Consider the following 17,426-nt stretch of genomic DNA (forward strand, 5'->3'; position numbering starts at 1 on the left):
GCAATCCTCGAGGAGACCCACTTGTCCGCATCAACCCCGGCGCCATCGGCCGCGCCCAGCGCTGAACTCTCGCCCCAGGCGCAGCGCGGCAACATCGCCCGGCTGACGATCGCCCAGGCGCTGGCAGGCGCCAACGCCGTCGTGGTCTACGCCACCGGCGCCATCGTCGGCGACATGCTGGCGCCGGACAAGGCGCTGGCGACCCTGCCCATTTCCCTCTTCGTGGTCGGCATGGCCGCCTGCATCCTGCCCATGGGCGCCATCGCGCGGCGTTACGGCCGCCGGGCCGCCTTTCTCGCTGGCACGGCCTGCGGCGTGCTCGTGGGTCTGCTGGCCGCCGCCGCCATCGTGCTGAGCTCGTTCTGGCTGTTCTGCCTGGGTACCTTCTTCGGCGGCGCGTACGCCGCCGTCGTGCTGTCGTTCCGCTTCGCGGCGGCCGACGGCGTGTCTCCCGCCCGGCGCGCCCGCGCCCTGTCCTTCGTGATGGGCGGCGGCGTGCTGGCCGGCGTGGTCGGCCCGCAACTGGTCACATATACGATGTACCTGTGGCCGGTCCACATGTTCGCGGCGACCTATCTTGTGCAGGCCGCGGTCGCGGCGATCTCGGCCCTGGTCCTGCTGGGCGTGCACCTGCCCATGCCCAGCGCGGCCGAAGTCGCGGGCGGACGGCCGCTGGGCTTGATCGCGCGCCAGCCGCGCTTCATCACGGCCGTGGTCTGCGGCGCCGTCTCCTACTTGCTGATGAATTTCCTGATGACCGCCGCGCCGCTGGCCATGCATCTTTGCGGCCATTCGCAGGAAAGCGCCAACCTGGGCCTGCAATGGCACGTCATCGCCATGTACGGCCCCAGCTTCTTCACCGGACGCCTCATCACGCGTTTCGGCGCCGGACGCATCGTCACGGCGGGCCTGGCGCTGACCGGCCTGTCCGCGGCCATCGGCCTCACGGGGATCGACGTGGCGCATTTCTGGGTCACGTTGATCCTGCTGGGCCTGGGCTGGAACTTCGGCTTCGTGGGCGCGTCGGCGCTGGTGCTGGAATGCCATCGGCCCGAGGAAAGGACCCGGGTGCAGTCGCTCAATGACTTCATCATCTTCGGCACCATGGCGGTCGGCTCCTTTGCATCGGGCGGCCTGCTGGCCGCGTACGACTGGGCCACGGTGCTGTGGGTGTCATTCATTCCCCTGGCGATTGCGGCGGTCGCGCTGCTGGCCGGGTCCGCCAGGAGCCGCCAACAGGCTTGACCCTCACGCAACGTCATGTCCCAGAGTTCGTTCCGCGCCATCAACAGGAGGAATGCCGTGCAACTGAAAGTAGGAGAACTGGCCAAGCGCAGCGGACTGACCGTCCGCACGCTGCACCACTATCACGCGATCGGGCTGCTCACGCCTTCGGCGCGCGCCGACAACGGCTATCGGCTGTATGGCCGCGACGACATTGCCCGGCTGCATCAGATCCAGGCGCTGCGCCGCTTCGGATTGCCGCTGGCTGAAATCGGCGCTTATCTGGACCAGCCCGACACTCCCATGGACGAGATCATCGCCAGGCAGATCGCGATGCTCGACCGCCAGATCCAGCAAGCCTCCCGGCTGCGCGAGCGTCTCGCCCAGCTGCAGGGCCAGTTGGCGCAAGGCAAGGAGCCAGAGCTGGCCGATTGGCTCACCACTCTGGAACTCATGACCATGTACGACAAGTATTTTTCCCCCGATGAACTGGCCCGCCTGCCCATGTACCGCAGCAGCCAGGATGGCGACGCGGACTGGCTCGCGCTGATCAAGGAGGTGCAGGCGCAGATCGATGCCGGCGCCGCACCCGAAGAGGCGCGACCGCGCGAATTGGCGTTGCGCTGGATGACCTTGCTGCTGCGCGACACCAATCGCGACCCGCGCCTGCTGGTCAAGCTGAACCGGATGCACGAACGGGAGCCCGCGATGCAGGCGCACATGGGCGTCTCGCCGGCCTTGCGCGACTACGTGCTGCAGGCCTTCTCGGAAAGCAAGCTGCGGATCTACGAGAAGTACCTCACCGCGGACGAGGCGCGCTACATGCGTGAGCATTACGGCGACCGCATCGGCGAATGGCCCGAGCTGATGGCCGACGTGCGCGACGCGCTCGACGCGGGCGCGGCGCCGGACTCGGCCACGGCGCTGGCGCTGGCCCGGCGCTGGCTGGACCTGTTCCGCAGCTATGCCGGCAACGACCCCGCCACCCAGGCGAAATTCCGCCAGGCGCTGATGAACGAGCCCGAACTCACCGCCGGCACCTGGACCGATGACGCCACCCTGTCGTTCATGCGGCAGGCGATGGGCGCGCTGGCGGCGGCGCGCTAGGCCCGGTCCGGCAGGCCCCGTCACCGCCGGGCCTGCCCATTTGCTAGACTGACCGGCCCTGTCCCTCTCCTGCCCCAACATGTCCCAGGAAGTCCGCCCCGACCCCAGCGCCGACGATATCGCCAAGGAAATCTCGGCGGCCATCGTCGCGCACAAGCTGCCGCCGGGCACACGGCTGCGCGAAGAGGCGCTGGCGGGGGTGTATCAGGTCAGCCGGACCAAGATCCGCGCCGCGTTGCTGATGCTATCCAAGGACAAGCTGATCAACATCGTGCCGGACAAGGGCGCCTTCGTGAGCAAGCCGGACGCGAACGAGGCGCGCGAGGTCTATGCCGTACGGCGTATCCTGGAAGCGGCGCTCGCGCGCGAGTTCGTGGCGCGGGCAACGGCGGCGGACTACCGCCGCATCGACGCGCACCTGGCCGCGGAGCGCCGCGCGCTGGAAGGCGGCGACGTGCAGGAACGCAACCGGTTGCTTGGGCATTTCCACATCCTGCTGGCCGAGGCCGTAGGAAATTCCGTGCTCACGGGGATGCTGCGCGAACTCTCGGCACGCAGCGCCGTCATCACCGTGCTGTACCAAAGCTCGCACGATGCCAGTTGCTCGTCGCAGGAACATCACGCCTTCATCGAGGCCGCCCGCGCGGGCGATGCCGACCGCGCCTGCGCGCTGATGGATGCGCATCTGGAACACGTACAGACGGCGCTGGATTTCAAGAACGGCGGCCGCAGCGGCGGCGATCTGGTCAGCGCGCTGCTCAGTTGAAACCGGGCCGGCCGTGCTACGGCTGCGCCTGCGTCCCCGCCAATAGCTGGCCCATGCGCTGCTGCAGCCAGAGTTCCGTCTCGCTCAGGCTGCCGCCCCTCAGCCACAGCGTGCGCACGGACAGCATGGGCAGGAACAGGTCCGCGCAACGCACGCTGACCAGCGCGTTGCTGAAGCCCTCGTATTCGCCGATATTCAGCGGCAGGATGGCCCAGCCCACGCCATTGGCCGCCATGGCCGCGATGTTGTAGCTGCTGTCGGCCCGCCAGACCGAGGGGCTCAGCACCACCTGGTCTACGCCGTCCATCTGCATGAGCAACTGCCTGTGCCGCGCCAGATCGTTGCGCCCGACCTCGGGCAACGCGGCCAGCGGATGGCCCTGGGCCACGAAGATGCCTTGCGCCACGTTGCCCAGATGGCGGTGGGCGAAGGCGCTGCCGGGATCGCCGCGATCGAACTGGAAGGCCAGGCTGGCGCGGCCCTGCTCCACGTATTCGGCGACCTCCGTCGCGGTGCCGTTGAGCTGGGTCAGCTCCAGCGCCGGATAGCGTTCGGCCAGTTCCTTCAGCAACTGGTCGGCCACCAGATAAGGCAGGCCTTCGTCCAGCGCAAGGCCCAGGCGCGCTTCGCGCCCGGCGGCGAACGACAAGGCGCGCTGCTCCAAGGCGCCCGCTTGCCGCAGCAGCTCCTGGGCCTCCTGCAGCATGACTTCCCCGGTAGCCATCAGCGTGGCGTTGCGCCGCGACCGGTCGAACAGCTCCACGCCCAGATCCGTTTCCAGCAGGCCCACCGAGGTGCTGATCGCCGATTGCGCCTTGCCCAGGCGCCGCGCGGCCGCCGAGAACGATCCCGATTCCGCGGCGGCGACGAAATGGCGCAGCTGGTCCAGTGTCCATTGCATATCCCAGCCCTCCTTTATCCATCCATTTTATAGATGGTTTCCAACTTTTTTATGGCAAATAGAAGATGGATAATGGCGCGCTCTGGAACCCGGCCATCCCGGCCCCGCCCGTATCCTCGGCGCGGCAGGCGTTTCAGTTTCAGGAGTAGAACCATGCAGCGGACTGAACCGAACGCTGTCGCCACGGCCGCGCCCGGCCGCTGGCTGGTGCTGGCCATCGTGTCCAGCGCCTTGCTGTTGATCGTGGTCGACATGACCGTCCTCTATACCGCCCTGCCCCGGCTCACGCATGAGCTGAACGTCAATGCGTCGGAAAAGCTGTGGATCGTGAACATCTACGCGCTGGTCGTGTCCGGCCTGCTGCTGGGCATGGGTACGCTGGGCGACCGCCTCGGTCACAAGCGCCTGTTCATGGCGGGGCTGATCGTGTTCGGCGCGGCGTCCCTGTGCGCGGCCTACTCGCCAGGCGCGGCCACGTTGATCGCGGCGCGCGCGCTGCTGGCCGTGGGCGCCGCCATGATGATGCCGGCCACGCTGTCCATCCTGCGCCTGACCTTCGCCGACGAGCGCGAACGCGCCATCGCCATCGGCGTATGGGCCTCGGTGGCCTCGGGCGGCGCCGCGGTCGGTCCGGTGGTGGGCGGCGTGCTGCTGGAGCATTTCTGGTGGGGGTCCGTATTCCTCATCAACGTGCCCATCGTGCTGCTGGCGCTGCCGCTGGCCTGGCGCCTGATCCCGGCCAGCCGTCCGGACGCCTCGCGCCCCTGGGATCTGCTGGGCTCGCTGCAGGTCATGGCCGGCTTGATCCTGTGCGCCTACGCGCTGAAGGAACTGGGCAAGACCGCCCCTTCCTGGCGCGATGCCGGCCTGGCCTGCGCCGCGGGCGCGGCCATGCTCGCCGTATTCGTGCGGCGCCAGCGCGCGCGGCCCTATCCGCTGATCGACTTCGCCATCTTCCGCAACCTCAGCTTCAGTTCGGCGGTGGCGGCCGCGCTGTTCGCCGCCGCCGCTCTGCTGGGCATGGAGCTGGTGTTCAGCCAGCGGCTGCAGCTGGTCATGGGCATGTCGCCGCTCGAAGCCGCGCTCTTCATCCTGCCGCTGTCGCTGGCCGCTTTCATCGCGGGTCCTCTGGCGGGCTGGCTGCTGGGCCGCGTCAACAGCGCCACGATGCTGTTCCTGTCGCTGCTGGTCTCGGGCCTGGGCATGACCGGCTATCTGCTGAGCTATGACGCGGCGCTGCTGCCGCAGATGGTCAGCCTGTGCGTGCTGGGCGCGGGCATAGGCGCCACCATGACGGCGGCGTCCAGCACCATCATGCAGAGCGCCACCCCGGAGCGCGCCGGCATGGCGGCCTCGATCGAAGAGGTCTCGTACGAGCTGGGCGGCGCGCTGGGCGTCACCCTGATGGGATCGATCCTGTCCGGGGTCTATGCGCACACGCTGGCCGTGCCGGCGGGCCTGCCCCAGTCCGACCTGGCGCGCGACAGTCTGGACCAGGCCCTGATCGTGGCGGACGGACTGTCGTCGGACCTGGGCATGGCCTTGACGCGCCTGGCCAAGACCGCCTTCGACACCGGCTATGCCGCGGTCATCGCCACCGCGGCGCTGATGCTGCTGGTCACGGCGGGATTCGTGCTGTTCAACCGGCGGCGCATGGCGGCCTGAAACCGGCCGGCCATGCCGGCCCCGGCTCAGCAGTTGCGGAAGGCGTGGTCCATGTCCGCGATCAGGTCTTCCTCGTGCTCCAGTCCGATCGACACACGCACCAGCCCCTCGGACACGCCGGCCGCCTCGCGCTCGGCCGCCGGCACGCCGGAATGCGTGGTGGACGCCGGATGGCAGATCAGCGATTCGGTGCCGCCCAGGCTGACGGCCGACTTGAAGAGGTGCAGCGCATTGATGAAGCGAAAGGCCTTGGCGCGCCCGCCCTCCAGCACGAAGGCGAAGGTCGAGCCGGGCCCGGTGCACTGGCGCTTGTAGACGTCCTGGTAGGCCCGGTCGGCAATCATTTCCGGATGGAAGATCTGCACTTTTTCATGCGGATTGCCGGACAGCCATTGGGCCACCTTGGTCGCCGTGCGCGCGGCCTGCTTCATGCGCAGCACCACGGTTTCCATCGAGCGCGTGATCATCCAGCAGGAATGCGGGTCCAGCTGCGAACCGAAGGCGCTGCGGATGGCGCGCACCTTCTTGATCAGCGCCTTGCTGCCGGTGACGGCCCCCGCAACCAGGTCGCTGTGGCCGCCCACGTACTTGGTCAGCGAATACACGCACAGATCCACGCCATGCTCGGCCGGCTTCTGGAAGATCGGGCCCAGCAGCGTGTTGTCGCACACCGACACGGGACGATAGCCGTGCCGCGTTTCGAAGGCGTCCAGCTCATTCTTCATGGCTTCGAAATCGATCAGCGCATTGGTCGGATTGGCGGGCGTTTCAACAAAAAACAGCCGCACCGGCCCCTGGGCCGCCGCGGCCTCCAGCGCGGTGCGCATGCTCTTGGCCGACAGGCCGTCTTCGACCGCATGCGAGCCTATGCCCCACTCCGGGAAGATCTTGGAGATCAAGGTCTCGGTGCCGCCATACAGCGGCACGGACTGCACCAGTTGATCGCCCGGCCGCAAAAAGGCCAGGAACACCGCGCTGATCGCCGACATGCCGCTGGAAGTCACCGCGGCATCTTCCGAGCCATCCAGCAGCGCCAGGCGGTCTTCGACGATTTCCAGATTGGGATGGTTGAAGCGGCTGTACACCAGCCCCGCCGACTCCCCCTGCGGCAAGGGCTTGCGGCCTGAAACCAGGTCGAAGAACGCCGCGCCGTCCTCGGCCGAGCGGAACGCGAAGGTGGACGTCAGGAACACCGGCGGCTTGACCGCGCCCTCCGACAGGAAGGGGTCGAAGCCGTAGGACATCATCTGGGTTTCGGCATGCAGCGGGCGGCCGAAAATGTCCTTCTTGTGATAGCTGGAGTAACTCATGCTGTGCCTCTCTGTCTGGTTTCCGGATGCCCGGCCGGGCCGCCGGGCAGACGCGTCACGCATGCGGAAACGATAGCGCTGTCGGCCCCGGACTGCATGGAAGAATGACGGTGGCCGGCCGCAAGGGCCTTTCCACCTGCATCGTCCGGCAGGGACAGTGAGAAACAATATTTCTCTTCACCAGGATTTCATGAAAGACGCTGCCGGGTTACATCGACTTGGCGCAATCGCTTGGAAAATCATGAGATCCCGCGGAAGATGGCTGGCGCAGCCTGCCCGCGGCCGCGCCCCTACATCACGCCGGGAACGACGCGGTTGCGGCCCTGCCGCTTGGCTTGATAGAGGCCGCGGTCGGCCACCTGGATCAGGTCGGTGCAAGGCTGGTCGCCCTGAGGCACCGCCGTGGCCGTGCCTATGCTGACCGTCAGCCAGGGGCCATCACCCGTGTCCTTCTGCGGAATCTGCATGGCCTCGACGGCGCGGCGCAGCTTCTCGGCGGCCAGCCGCGCGCTGCCGGCCGGCGTGCCCGGCAGCACCAGCGCGAACTCTTCGCCGCCGAATCGCGCCGCCAGGTCGGTGGACCGGTCGCAGCTGGCGAAGATGGTGTTGGCCACCCGCTTGAGCGCCTCGTCGCCAGCGATGTGGCCATAGGTGTCGTTGTAGGCCTTGAAGTGGTCCACGTCGATCATGAGCATGCTGATTTCGCGGCCGTCGCGGCGCGCGCGCTGCCATTCCGCATTCAGGTACTCGTCGAAATAACGGCGGTTGCCCAGGCCCGTCAGGCCGTCGGAATTGGTCAGCCGGCGCAGCTCCATATTGCTTTCCAGCAGTTGCTGCTGGCTCTGGCGCAAGGCCTGGTAGGCCTCGTCGCGCTGCACCAGCGCCAGATACGAGCGCGAGTGATAGCGGATGCGCGCCACCAGTTCAATGGAGTCGGGCAGCTTGACCAGGTAGTCGTTGGCGCCGGCGGCAAAGGCCGCGCTCTTGATCGCCGGATCTTCCTTGGTGGACAACACGATGATGGGGATGTCGCGCGTCACCGGATGGCCACGGTACTCCTGCACCAGGCTCAGTCCGTCCACGCCCGGCAGCACCAGGTCCTGCAGGATGACGGTGGGCCGGGTCTGGATCGCCACGGTCAGCGCTTTTTCCGGGTCCGAGCAATAGTGGAAGTCGATGTTGCCCTCCGTGGCCAGGGCCCGTCTGATGGCCTCGCCGACCATCACCTGGTCGTCGACGAGCAACACCATGGCCGCATGCGAATTCAGGTTCGCCGAAGCCGAGCTGTCAATGGGAGGTTGCATAGTGAGTCCTTGAATGCTGTCGTGGTCCGCGCGCTCAGGCAAAGGCCTGGATCACGCGGGGAGCGATTTGGTCCAATGGGCGGATTTCCACGGCCGCCTGCATGGCGGCCGCGGCCTTGGGCATGCCGTAGACGGCGCTGCTGGCCTGGTCCTGCGCAATCGTCAGGTAGCCGCGCTCGCGCAGCGCCTTCAGCCCGCGCGCGCCGTCCTGGCCCATGCCCGTCAGCAGCACGCCGACGGCCAGGCCGCGCCAGTGCTGCGCCACGCTATGGAAAAAAACGTCGATGGAAGGCCGGTACAGGCTTTCCTTGGGGGTTTCGGTGTAACGCAGCGTACCGTCGGCCAGCATGTGCAGGTGATCGCCCGTGCCAGCCAGCAGTATCTGGCCGGGCTCGGGCCATTCGCCCTCGCGCACCAGCCTGACGGGCAGCGGCGCCTGTTCATTGAGCCAGTCCGCCATGCCCGCGGCAAACGAGGCGTCCACGTGCTGTACCAGCACGATGCCGGCGGGGAACTCCGGCGGGATTCCCTTCAGCAGTTGCGCCAGCGCCGGCGGGCCGCCAGCCGACGCGCCAATGACCAGGAGCCGCTTGGCGTCCGCCAGCTGCATGGGCCGTGCGACCGGCGTCAGCGCGGGCCGCTTGCCGTAGCGGCCGATCAGCCAGCCCACGTTGCGGATCTTGCGCAGCAGCGGCGCCGCCGCCATGCGCATGTCGCCGCTGCCGATCACTGGCGTGTCCGCCGCGTCCAGCGCCCCGTGGCCCATGGCGTCGAACACGCGCGAGGTATGGCGCGCCACGTCGGCGGTCACCACCACGATCGCGCAGGGCGTTTCGGCCATGATGCGGCGCGTGGCTTCGACGCCGTCCATGATGGGCATGATGAGGTCCATCAGCACCACGTCCGGCCGGTCGCGGGCGCACAGGTCCACGGCCTCCTGGCCGTTGGTCGCGACCCAGGCGAGGTCCAGCCCCGGCTCCAGCGCGATCGCGCGCCGCAGCACTTCCACTGCCATCGGCATGTCGTTGACGATTCCGACTCTCACGTGCGCGCCTTTCCGATCAGGTCTTCCACCGCGTCGAGCAGCGCGTCGTCATGGAAGCTGCCCTTGGCCAGATAATAGTCGGCGCCGGCGTCCAGCCCGCGCCTCCTGTCTTCTTCCCTGTCCTTGTACGACACCACCATCACCGGCAGGCCCTGCAGCTTGGGATCGGCCTTGATGCGCGACACCAGTTCGATGCCGTCCATGCGCGGCATGTCCACGTCGGTCACCACCAGGTCGAATGCCTCGCTGCGCAACATGTTCCAGCCGTCCATGCCGTCCACGGCCACGGCCACGTCGAAGCCGCGGTTCAGCAGCAGCTTGCGTTCCAGCTCCCGCACCGTGAGCGAGTCGTCCACCACCAGCACGCGCTTGCGCCGCCGCGCCTGTTCGGCCGCGCCCGCGCCGTCCACCCGGCTCAGCTGTCCGCCTTCCACCAGCTTCTGCACCGACACAAGCATGTCTTCCACGTCCAGGATCAATAGCGGCGTACCGTCGTCCATCAGGGCGCCCGCCATCACGTCCTGCACCTTGCCCAGGCGCGGGTCCAGGGGCTGCACCACCAGCGTGCGTTCGCCCACGTAGCGGTCCACGGCCACGCCGTAAAGCCGGTCGTGGTCGCCCACCAGCACCACGCACACCGTTTCGGCGGCCGGCGCGGCGCCGCCCGTGCGCAGGATCTGGCGCGCGGAAACCAGCCCGATCTGGCGGTCCATGAAACGGAAATGCTGATGCCCTTCGAGCTGTTCGATGTCTTCGGCGCGCACTTGCAGCGCGTGGTTGACGTAGGCCAGCGGGAAAGCGTAGATCTCTTCCTGCACCTTGACCAGCAGGCTGCGCACCACCGACAGCGACAAGGGCATCTCCAGCATGAAACGGGTGCCCTGCCCCGTCACTTGCTGGATGCGCACCGCGCCGCGCAACTGGCGCACCATGGTCTGCACCACGTCCAGCCCCACGCCGCGCCCCGAGATCTCCGTGACTTCGCCGCGCGTGCTGAAACCCGACAGGAACAGGAACTCCAGCAGCTCGGCCTCGGTCAGCCTGGCCGCGGTTTCCGCGCTGGCCAGCTTGCGCTGCACCACTTCCACGCGCAGCCGGTCCAAGGAAATGCCGGCGCCGTCGTCGCTCAGCTCGATCAGCAGCATGCCGGCCGCATGGCGCGCCGACAGCCTGATCCGGCCTTCGGCCGGCTTGCCCGCGGCCAGCCGGTCCTGCGGCATCTCGATGCCGTGGTCCACTGCGTTGCGCAGCAGGTGCATCAGCGGCGCATCCAGCTTTTCCAGGATGTCGCGATCCACCTGGGTGGATTCGCCTTCGATCTCCAGCCGCACCTGCTTGCCCAGCGCGCGGCCTACATCGCGGACCATGCGCGCCATCCCGCCCACCCCGTCGCCGAACGGCCGCATGCGGCAGGCCAACGCGGTGTCGTACAGACGCTGGGCCAGGTGGCCCATGCGCCAGCCGAATTCGTCGACCTCGCTGGTGCGCTGCGACAGCTCCTGCTGGCATTGCTGGACGATGCGCAAGGCATCGTCCAGCGCGGCTTGCGCCTGCGCGTCCAGCGCCTGGCCAGCCAGGGCCGCGCGCACGCCATCCAGCGCCTGGACCGCGCCCGCCTGCATGCGCTTCAGACGCAGCATGGACGCGCCGAAGGGCGCGATCCAGTGCGACTCCACCAGGGTTTCGCTGGACAGGCCCAGCAATTTATTGAGGGTGTCGGCCGTCACGCGCAGCACGCGTTCGCCCTCGCCCAATCCCGCGTCCGAGCTGCGCCGTTGCGGCGCGGTGGCGGGCGGCTCATCCAGGACCGGAATCGGCGGCAGGAAATCCGCGGGCTTGGGGAGCGGCGCGGCAGCCGGCGCTGCCGGCAGCGCATGCGGCGCATTGCTCAGCCGCGCCACCAGTTCGTCGATCTCGCTGCCCAGCTCCGCGCCCGGCGTGGCCACGCGCTGCAACAGGTCCGCGCCCATCAACAGGGCGTCGATGTCCGCGGCCTGCAGCCGCAGCCGGCCTTCGCGCGCCTCGACCAGGCAATCCTCCATGGCGTGCGCGATGCGCACCGCCGGATGCAGATCGACGATGCGGGCCGCGCCCTTGAGCGAATGCGCCGCGCGCATGCAGGCTTCCAGCTGCGGCGCGGACGTGGGGTCGTGTTCCAGCGCCAGCAGGCCCTTGTTCAACACCTGCACCTGGGTGCGGGTCTCCAGCTGGAACAATTCCAGAAGCGAGGCGTCGCGCATCTGTTCCGGATTCACGCCAGGCTCCGTTCCAAAGCTTGCATCAGCAAGGTCTCGTCCAACACGCCCACCGCGCGTCCGCCGCAGCGGGCCATGCCGCGCGAGTACTTGAGGCTTGCGCCCTCCACGGTCGCGGGCAGGGGCTCCAGCCCGTCCAGGTCCACGGCATGCATGCCTTCGACCTCATCCACCGGCACGACCACCGCGCGGCCCGCGCCGCCCAGGATCAGCATGCGCGCCGTGGCGGGCCGCTCGCGCGCGTCCTCGACCGCGGCCTCCAGGCCCAGCAGACGCGCCAGCGATACGCACACGGTAAGGGAGCCGCGCACGTTGGTCACCCCCAGCATCGCCGGGTCACGGCGGTGCGGCAGGCTCAGGATGCCGCGGCTGCCGGCGACTTCATCCAGCGCGCGGGTCGGCAGTCCCAGCCATTCGCGGTGCACGCGGAACACCAGCAGCGAAGACAGCCTGCCGCGCTCCTGCGGGGCCGCTTCGGCGCCCTGCTCTTCCATTTGCGGCGGCAGACGGTCAAGTATGCGCTTGGCCGCCGCCGCATAGACCGGACAGTTGCGGCAGTGCACGTGCTCGGCCAATTGCGCGCAACTCTTGTCGCCGCGGATGCCGATGCGGTTCCAGCAGTCGTCCACGTCGGACAGCGCGTGCATCATTTCATCCACGTCGCGCCTCCCCGCGCGCCGCGCGCGCCTGCAGGCGGCTGGCCGCTTCGTGATCGCCGTCCGACGCCACCAGCGCGGCCAGGTGCAGCAGGGCTTCGCGATGGGTCGGATCCAGGTAGAGCGCCTTGCGGTAGGCCGCTTGCGCCTGGCGCGCATCGCCTGCCGCGTCCTGCAGCAGGCCTTGCAGATACAGGGCCTCGGCGCTCGCGCCGTGGGCGCCTATGTGCGCCAGGCACTGCGTCATCGCGTCCTGCACCCGGCCCTGGTCGGCCAGGGTCGCGATATGGCGCAAGGAGGCCTGCGCGTCGGGCAACGCGGCCGAGGCGGCCACGGGCGCCGCGGGTATCGCCGGCATGGGCGCATGCGCCAAGGGCAGGCCCGGCTCCGGCGCCTGGGCCAACGGCCTCCTGGGCGGCATCCAGCTGTGCACGATGGGCCGCGCAGCCGCCGGCGCGGCAGGTTCCGCGGGCGGCGGCAGCGGCTTGGCCAGAAAGGCGAACGAACGCGCCATCGGCACCGCGGGCAGCCTGCGGCCCGTCAGCAAGGTGGTTTCGGCCGGGCCGACGAAAAGCACGCCATCCTCGCGCGTGAAGCTGCGCAGCACCTGCACCGCGCGGGCCTGCGTCGCCGCGTCGAAGTAGATGAGCAGGTTGCGGCAGAACACGAAGTCATAAGGCGCCACCCCGGCCAGCAGATCGGGATCGAACAGGTTGCCCGCCTGAAACCGCACCTGCGCCGCCACGTGGGCGGCCAGTTGGTGGCCGTCGGCGGTCTCGGAAAAATAACGGTCGCGATAGCCCAGGTCATCGCCGCGGAACGAATTGCGGCCGTACAGGCCGCGCCGCGCGAACTCGACCATGCGCACGCTGATGTCGAAGGCGTCGATCTGGAAGCGTTCGGCGGGCACGCCGGCGTCCAGCAGCGCCATGGCAATGGAGTAAGGCTCCTCGCCGCTGGAACAGGGCACGCTCAGCACGCGCAGCACACGGCCTTCGGCGCCCGCGGCGTACAGGCGCGCCCGCGCCAGCGCGGCCATGGCCGTCTGCGATTCGGGATAGCGAAAAAACCAGGTCTCCGGCACGATGACCGCTTCGATCAGCTGCTGCATCTCGGCGGGTGCAGCCTGCACCTGCCACAGATAGTCCTGTTCGTCGGCAATGCCGGCCATGCCCATTCTGCGCCGCACCGCGCGCTCCACGGCGGCCTTGCCGATGGAGCCGCTATCCAGGCCCATGCGCCGCTTGAGCAAGGCGCTGAACTCGTCGATCAGCATCATGGCCGCGCCTCGCGCGCCGCGCCAGCGGCATCGGCATGGGCGGGAAACAGCAGCGTCCGCACCGGGGCGGGCAGCAGGTCGCCCACGTTGACGGCCTGCACCATGCCGCCGGCATCGCCGAGCACCGCGCCCAGATAGCGCGCCTGCGGATTGTCCAGGCCGCCGGACTGGAACGCGGCGGGATCGTAGTGCACGGTTTCGGTCGCCTGCTCCAGGATCAGTCCCAGCAGATGCTCCGGCCCGCCTGCCTGCGCCTGATAGCGCACCAGGGCCAGCCGGGTGCTGGTCACGGCGGCGGCCGCTCCGCCCCCCGCCAGCGCGCTCATGTCGATGACGGGCACTGCCACGCCGCGGCGGTCCATCACGCCGGCCACCCACGCGGGCGCGCCCGGCACCTGCTTGAACTGGCGCAGGCCCAGCACCTCGGCAATGTCTCTTGCGTCCAGCGCATAGCGGTCGCCGCCGATGCGGAACAGCAGGTACAGCCGGCGTCCGGCCGCGGCAGAGGGAGCGTGCTGCGCCATGGCAACCATCACACCTTGAAGCGCGAAACGCCGCTGCGCAGGTCGTTGGCGACCAGCGTCAGTTCCTCGATCGCCAGCGTGGACTGGCGCAGCGATTCCACGGTCTGCTGGGCGGCGTCGCTCAGCTGCTGCAAGGCCTGGTTGATCTGTTCGGCGCCGGTGGCCTGCGCCTGCATGCCTTCGTTGACCATCTGCACGCGCGGCGCCAGCGTCTGCACCTGCTGGATGATCTGCGACAGCTGGTCGCCCACCTGTTGCATGTCGGCCATGCCGCGCCGCACTTCCTCGGAGAACTTGTCCATGCCCATGACGCCGGCCGACACCGAGGACTGGATCTCGCGCACCATCTGCTCGATGTCGTAGGTAGCGACGGCGGTCTGGTCCGCCAGCCGGCGGATCTCGGTCGCCACCACCACGAAGCCGCGGCCGTATTCGCCCGCCTTCTCGGCCTCGATCGCCGCGTTCAGCGACAGCAGGTTGGTCTGGTCCGCCACTTTCGTGATGGTAGTAACCACTTGTGTGATATTGCCGGCCTTCTCGTTCAGGATCGCCAGCTTGGCGTTGACCGAACCGGCCGCGCCGACCACGTTGCGCATGGTGTCTTCCATGCGCGCCAGGCCCACCTGGCCGCTGCCCGCCAGCGCCGCGGTCTGCTCGGCGGCGCCGGAGACTTCGGCCATGGTGCGGACCAGCTCGCGCGAGGTCGCGGAAATTTCGCGCGAGGTCACGCCGATCTCGGTGGTGGTGGCGGCGACTTCGGAAGCCGTCGCCTGCTGCTGCTTGGAGGTGGCCGCGATCTCGGTAACGGAGGTGGCCACCTGCACCGCGGAGCGCTGCGTCTTGCCGACCAGCCCGGTCAGCTCGTCCACCATGCCGTTGAAGCCGGTTTCGATGGCGTTGAATTCGTCCTTGCGCGCCAGCGTCAGGCGCCGCGTCAAATCGCCGCCGCCGGTGGCCTCCAGCGTCTTGACGATGGCGCGCATGGGATTGGCGATGGCGCGCATCAGCAGGATGCCGCAGATGATGGCGGCCACGATCGCCAGGCCCAGCGACAGCAGCATGCGCGTTTCGGCGCTGCTCACCGATTGCTTGATGGCGACGGCCGCTTCATCGGCCTGTTTCTTGTTTTCCAGCACCATCCTGGCGAGGATGTCGCGGCCCTTGTAGAACGCCGGTCGCAGGTCGGCCTTGATCAGCCCCTGCGCCCGCGCCGGGTCCGCCAGCGTGGCGGGTGCAAGAATGTTGGCGCGAATGCGCCTGTACTCCTGCAGTTCTTTCTCGAACTCCTCGAACATCTGCCGGTCATCGTCGCGCGCGATGGTGCGGCGGTACTGTTCAGTGTGTTCCGCCAGCAGCTTATCGGTTTCGGGCAGCCCCGCCAGGATGCTGCTGCGTTCCTGCTCCGTCTCCATATTGAAGGCATCCTGGACCAGCACGAAACCGGCGAACCAGGAGGCGCGGATCGAGGTGCTGTAGTAGATGCCGGGCACGGCATCGTTATTGATCAGCTCGACTTCGGACTCGATGACCAGCAGGCGCCGGTAATCCATCACCACCATCAACGCCATGATGGCCAGAATCGCCAGGAAGCTGGCCAGGATGCGCTGGCGTAGTGTCAGATTCTTCATGCCGGGAGACCTCTATGCAAAATCAACTCGTCGATTGGACCGAAATATTCTGGAACAAAACCAGGGACACAAGGCTGTCCATTTATTACGGGATGTTGTGAGTTGGTCGACAATTATTGCAAAGGCAAACGCCGACAGCCACGTAAAACGCGGAAATTGCCGGAAATATGGCGTTTTGCGTCGGAAAAAAGCAAAGCCCTCTTACAAGGGCTTGTCTTTTCCCGCAACAATGCGTACCGGACCCGTTTTCAGGCGGCGCCGCTCCAGAGCGCCGCGGGCGGGCGGGATTGCACCCAGTCGCGCGCCTGCCCGTAGGCGTGCGCAAGCTGCAGCACGGCCAGGTCGGCCTGCGGCGGCCCGATAAGCTGCATGCCCATGGGCAGCCCGGCGGCGTTGAATCCCACCGGCACGCTGATCACCGGGCAGCCCGCCAGCGTCCAGGGCGTAACGGTCTCCATCCAGCGGTGATAGGTGTCCATGGAACGCCCGGCGATCTCCTTGGGCCAGTCCAGCGCCGCGTCGAAGGGGAACACCTGGGCCGACGGCACCGCCAGATAATCCACGTCGTCAAACATGCGCAGCACGGTCTGATACCAGGCGCTACGCTCTTCCGTGGCCTGGTAAACCTGCCGCGCCGTCATGCCTTCCAGCCCTTCGACCTCCCAGACCACGGCGGGCTTCACCAGCTTGCGGGTTTCGGGATTCTGGACCAGGGGGTGCAGTTGTCCGCCCACCATCAGGTGGCGGTGGGCCAGCCAGATGCGCCAGAGGCGCTCGCCGGCGAATGGCACCTGGTAGTCGACCGCTACGCAGCCGGTCTGCGCCAGGTCGGCCAGCGCCTGCTCGCACAGTTCCAGAATGCCCGCCTCCATCGGCAGATAGCCATTCCAGTCGCCCAGCCAGCCCACGCGCTTGCCGCGCAGGTCGGCGTCCAGCGGCTGGGCGAACTGCGCCGGGTCGCCGGTCAGGGACAACGGCACGCGGCGATCGGGGCCGGCCATCACGGACAGCAGCATGGCCACGTCGCGCGGCGTGCGGCCCATCGGCCCCTCAAACGCGAGCTGCTTGAGGAACACCTCGGTCGATGGCCCGTAAGGCACCCGGCCGGCGGACGGACGCATGCCGTAGACGTTGCAGAACGCCGCGGGATTGCGCAACGAGCCGCCGAAATCGCTGCCGTCCGCCACCGGCAACATGCGCGCCGCCAGCGCAGCCGCCGCCCCGCCGCTGCTGCCGCCCGCTGTCCGGGAAGGATCGTAGGGGTTGCCGGTGGCGCCATACACCTGGTTATAGGTGTGCGAGCCCAAGCCGAACTCCGGCACGTTGCTGCGGCCGATGAAGATGGCGCCGGATGCGCGCATGCGTTCGATGATGATGGAGTCATGCGCCGTGACCTGATCCTTGTAGACCAGCGAGCCCATGGACGTGACCATGCCGCGCACCGCGATCAGGTCCTTGGGCGCCTGCGGCATGCCATGCAGCCAGCCCAGCCACTGTCCCGCAGCCAGTTGGGCGTCGCGCTCATCGGCTTCGCGCAGCAGTTCGTCGCTGTCGCGCCGCGCAACGATGGCGTTGAGCTTGGGATTGACCCGGTCGATGTGCGCCAGATAGGCCGCCATGACCTCGCGGCAAGACACCTGACGCTTGCGGATCGCCTCGGACAGCGCGTGCGCGGGCAGCGCCACGATGTCGTTCAATGGGGCGGCTGCGGCCGGGGCGGCAATGGTCATGCGGGTCTCCTTGCGGCGCGCCTTCGACTCGG

The 17,426-nt window shown here is 68.1% G+C and carries 14 protein-coding genes; 4 read left to right on the forward strand and 10 right to left on the reverse strand.

Features of this window, described 5'->3' with window-relative positions; translation table 11 throughout:
- Nucleotides 1-21 precede the first annotated feature (21 nt).
- The 3 genes from ACZ5YA_RS07265 (at nt 22) to ACZ5YA_RS07275 (ending at nt 3,097) form a co-directional block, all read left to right on the forward strand.
- Entirely contained in the window at nt 22-1,245 is a 1,224-nt protein-coding gene (locus ACZ5YA_RS07265) for an MFS transporter (RefSeq protein WP_118933284.1), read from the forward strand.
- Nucleotides 1,246-1,302: 57 nt separating this feature from the next.
- A complete protein-coding gene (locus tag ACZ5YA_RS07270) occupies nt 1,303-2,331 on the forward strand; it encodes a MerR family transcriptional regulator (protein WP_059373637.1) in 1,029 nt (342 codons plus the stop codon).
- 79 nt (nt 2,332-2,410) lie between these two features.
- Nucleotides 2,411-3,097: a GntR family transcriptional regulator gene (locus ACZ5YA_RS07275; RefSeq protein WP_059373109.1), complete on the forward strand. Its 687-nt coding sequence runs from the start codon at nt 2,411-2,413 to the stop codon at nt 3,095-3,097.
- Nucleotides 3,098-3,113: 16 nt separating this feature from the next.
- On the opposite strand, the gene ACZ5YA_RS07280 is transcribed toward ACZ5YA_RS07275, so the two are convergent.
- The gene (locus ACZ5YA_RS07280) at nt 3,114-3,998 is read right to left on the reverse strand and encodes a LysR family transcriptional regulator (protein ID WP_464092269.1); all 885 of its coding nucleotides are present in this window, start codon (nt 3,996-3,998) and stop codon (nt 3,114-3,116) included.
- Between the two features lie 153 nt (nt 3,999-4,151).
- Here ACZ5YA_RS07280 and ACZ5YA_RS07285 point away from each other — a divergent pair, with 153 nt between their 5' ends.
- Nucleotides 4,152-5,663: an MFS transporter gene (locus tag ACZ5YA_RS07285; protein ID WP_464092270.1), complete on the forward strand. Its 1,512-nt coding sequence runs from the start codon at nt 4,152-4,154 to the stop codon at nt 5,661-5,663.
- Between the two features lie 26 nt (nt 5,664-5,689).
- Here the strand turns inward: ACZ5YA_RS07285 and ACZ5YA_RS07290 are convergent, their stop codons facing one another.
- The 9 genes from ACZ5YA_RS07290 to ACZ5YA_RS07330 all read right to left on the reverse strand — a co-directional run bounded on the left by ACZ5YA_RS07290 (nt 5,690) and on the right by ACZ5YA_RS07330 (nt 17,394).
- Nucleotides 5,690-6,973, reverse strand: coding sequence for a cystathionine gamma-synthase family protein (locus ACZ5YA_RS07290; RefSeq protein ID WP_059373115.1), 1,284 nt, complete (start codon nt 6,971-6,973; stop codon nt 5,690-5,692).
- A gap of 290 nt (nt 6,974-7,263) precedes the next feature.
- Entirely contained in the window at nt 7,264-8,277 is a 1,014-nt protein-coding gene (locus tag ACZ5YA_RS07295) for a response regulator (RefSeq protein WP_059373117.1), read from the reverse strand.
- 34 nt (nt 8,278-8,311) lie between these two features.
- Nucleotides 8,312-9,322: a chemotaxis response regulator protein-glutamate methylesterase gene (cheB, locus tag ACZ5YA_RS07300; RefSeq protein WP_059373119.1), complete on the reverse strand. Its 1,011-nt coding sequence runs from the start codon at nt 9,320-9,322 to the stop codon at nt 8,312-8,314.
- Nucleotides 9,319-11,577 carry a response regulator gene (locus ACZ5YA_RS07305; protein ID WP_464092271.1) on the reverse strand — a complete coding sequence of 753 codons (2,259 nt, stop codon included), beginning with the start codon at nt 11,575-11,577 and terminating at the stop codon, nt 9,319-9,321. The genes cheB and ACZ5YA_RS07305 overlap by 4 nt, the downstream gene beginning before the upstream one ends.
- Complete coding sequence (locus ACZ5YA_RS07310; RefSeq protein ID WP_223283417.1) at nt 11,574-12,227, reverse strand: chemotaxis protein CheW; 654 nt, start codon at nt 12,225-12,227, stop codon at nt 11,574-11,576. The genes ACZ5YA_RS07305 and ACZ5YA_RS07310 overlap by 4 nt, the downstream gene beginning before the upstream one ends.
- Before the next feature lies 1 nt (nt 12,228).
- Nucleotides 12,229-13,512 carry a CheR family methyltransferase gene (locus ACZ5YA_RS07315; protein WP_464092272.1) on the reverse strand — a complete coding sequence of 428 codons (1,284 nt, stop codon included), beginning with the start codon at nt 13,510-13,512 and terminating at the stop codon, nt 12,229-12,231.
- Nucleotides 13,509-14,045, reverse strand: a complete 537-nt coding sequence (locus tag ACZ5YA_RS07320; RefSeq protein ID WP_464092273.1) for a chemotaxis protein CheW — start codon at nt 14,043-14,045, stop codon at nt 13,509-13,511. Before ACZ5YA_RS07320 ends, ACZ5YA_RS07315 begins: the two co-directional genes overlap by 4 nt.
- On the reverse strand, nt 14,045-15,664 hold the full coding sequence (locus ACZ5YA_RS07325; protein WP_464092274.1) for a methyl-accepting chemotaxis protein: 1,620 nt from the start codon (nt 15,662-15,664) through the stop codon (nt 14,045-14,047). The genes ACZ5YA_RS07320 and ACZ5YA_RS07325 overlap by 1 nt, the downstream gene beginning before the upstream one ends.
- A gap of 248 nt (nt 15,665-15,912) precedes the next feature.
- Nucleotides 15,913-17,394 (reverse strand): amidase, encoded by a 1,482-nt coding sequence (locus ACZ5YA_RS07330; RefSeq protein WP_464092275.1) that lies wholly within the window; start codon nt 17,392-17,394, stop codon nt 15,913-15,915.
- Nucleotides 17,395-17,426: the final 32 nt, after the last annotated feature.

The sequence above is a fragment of the Achromobacter sp. JCM 18799 genome (genome assembly GCF_055395645.1).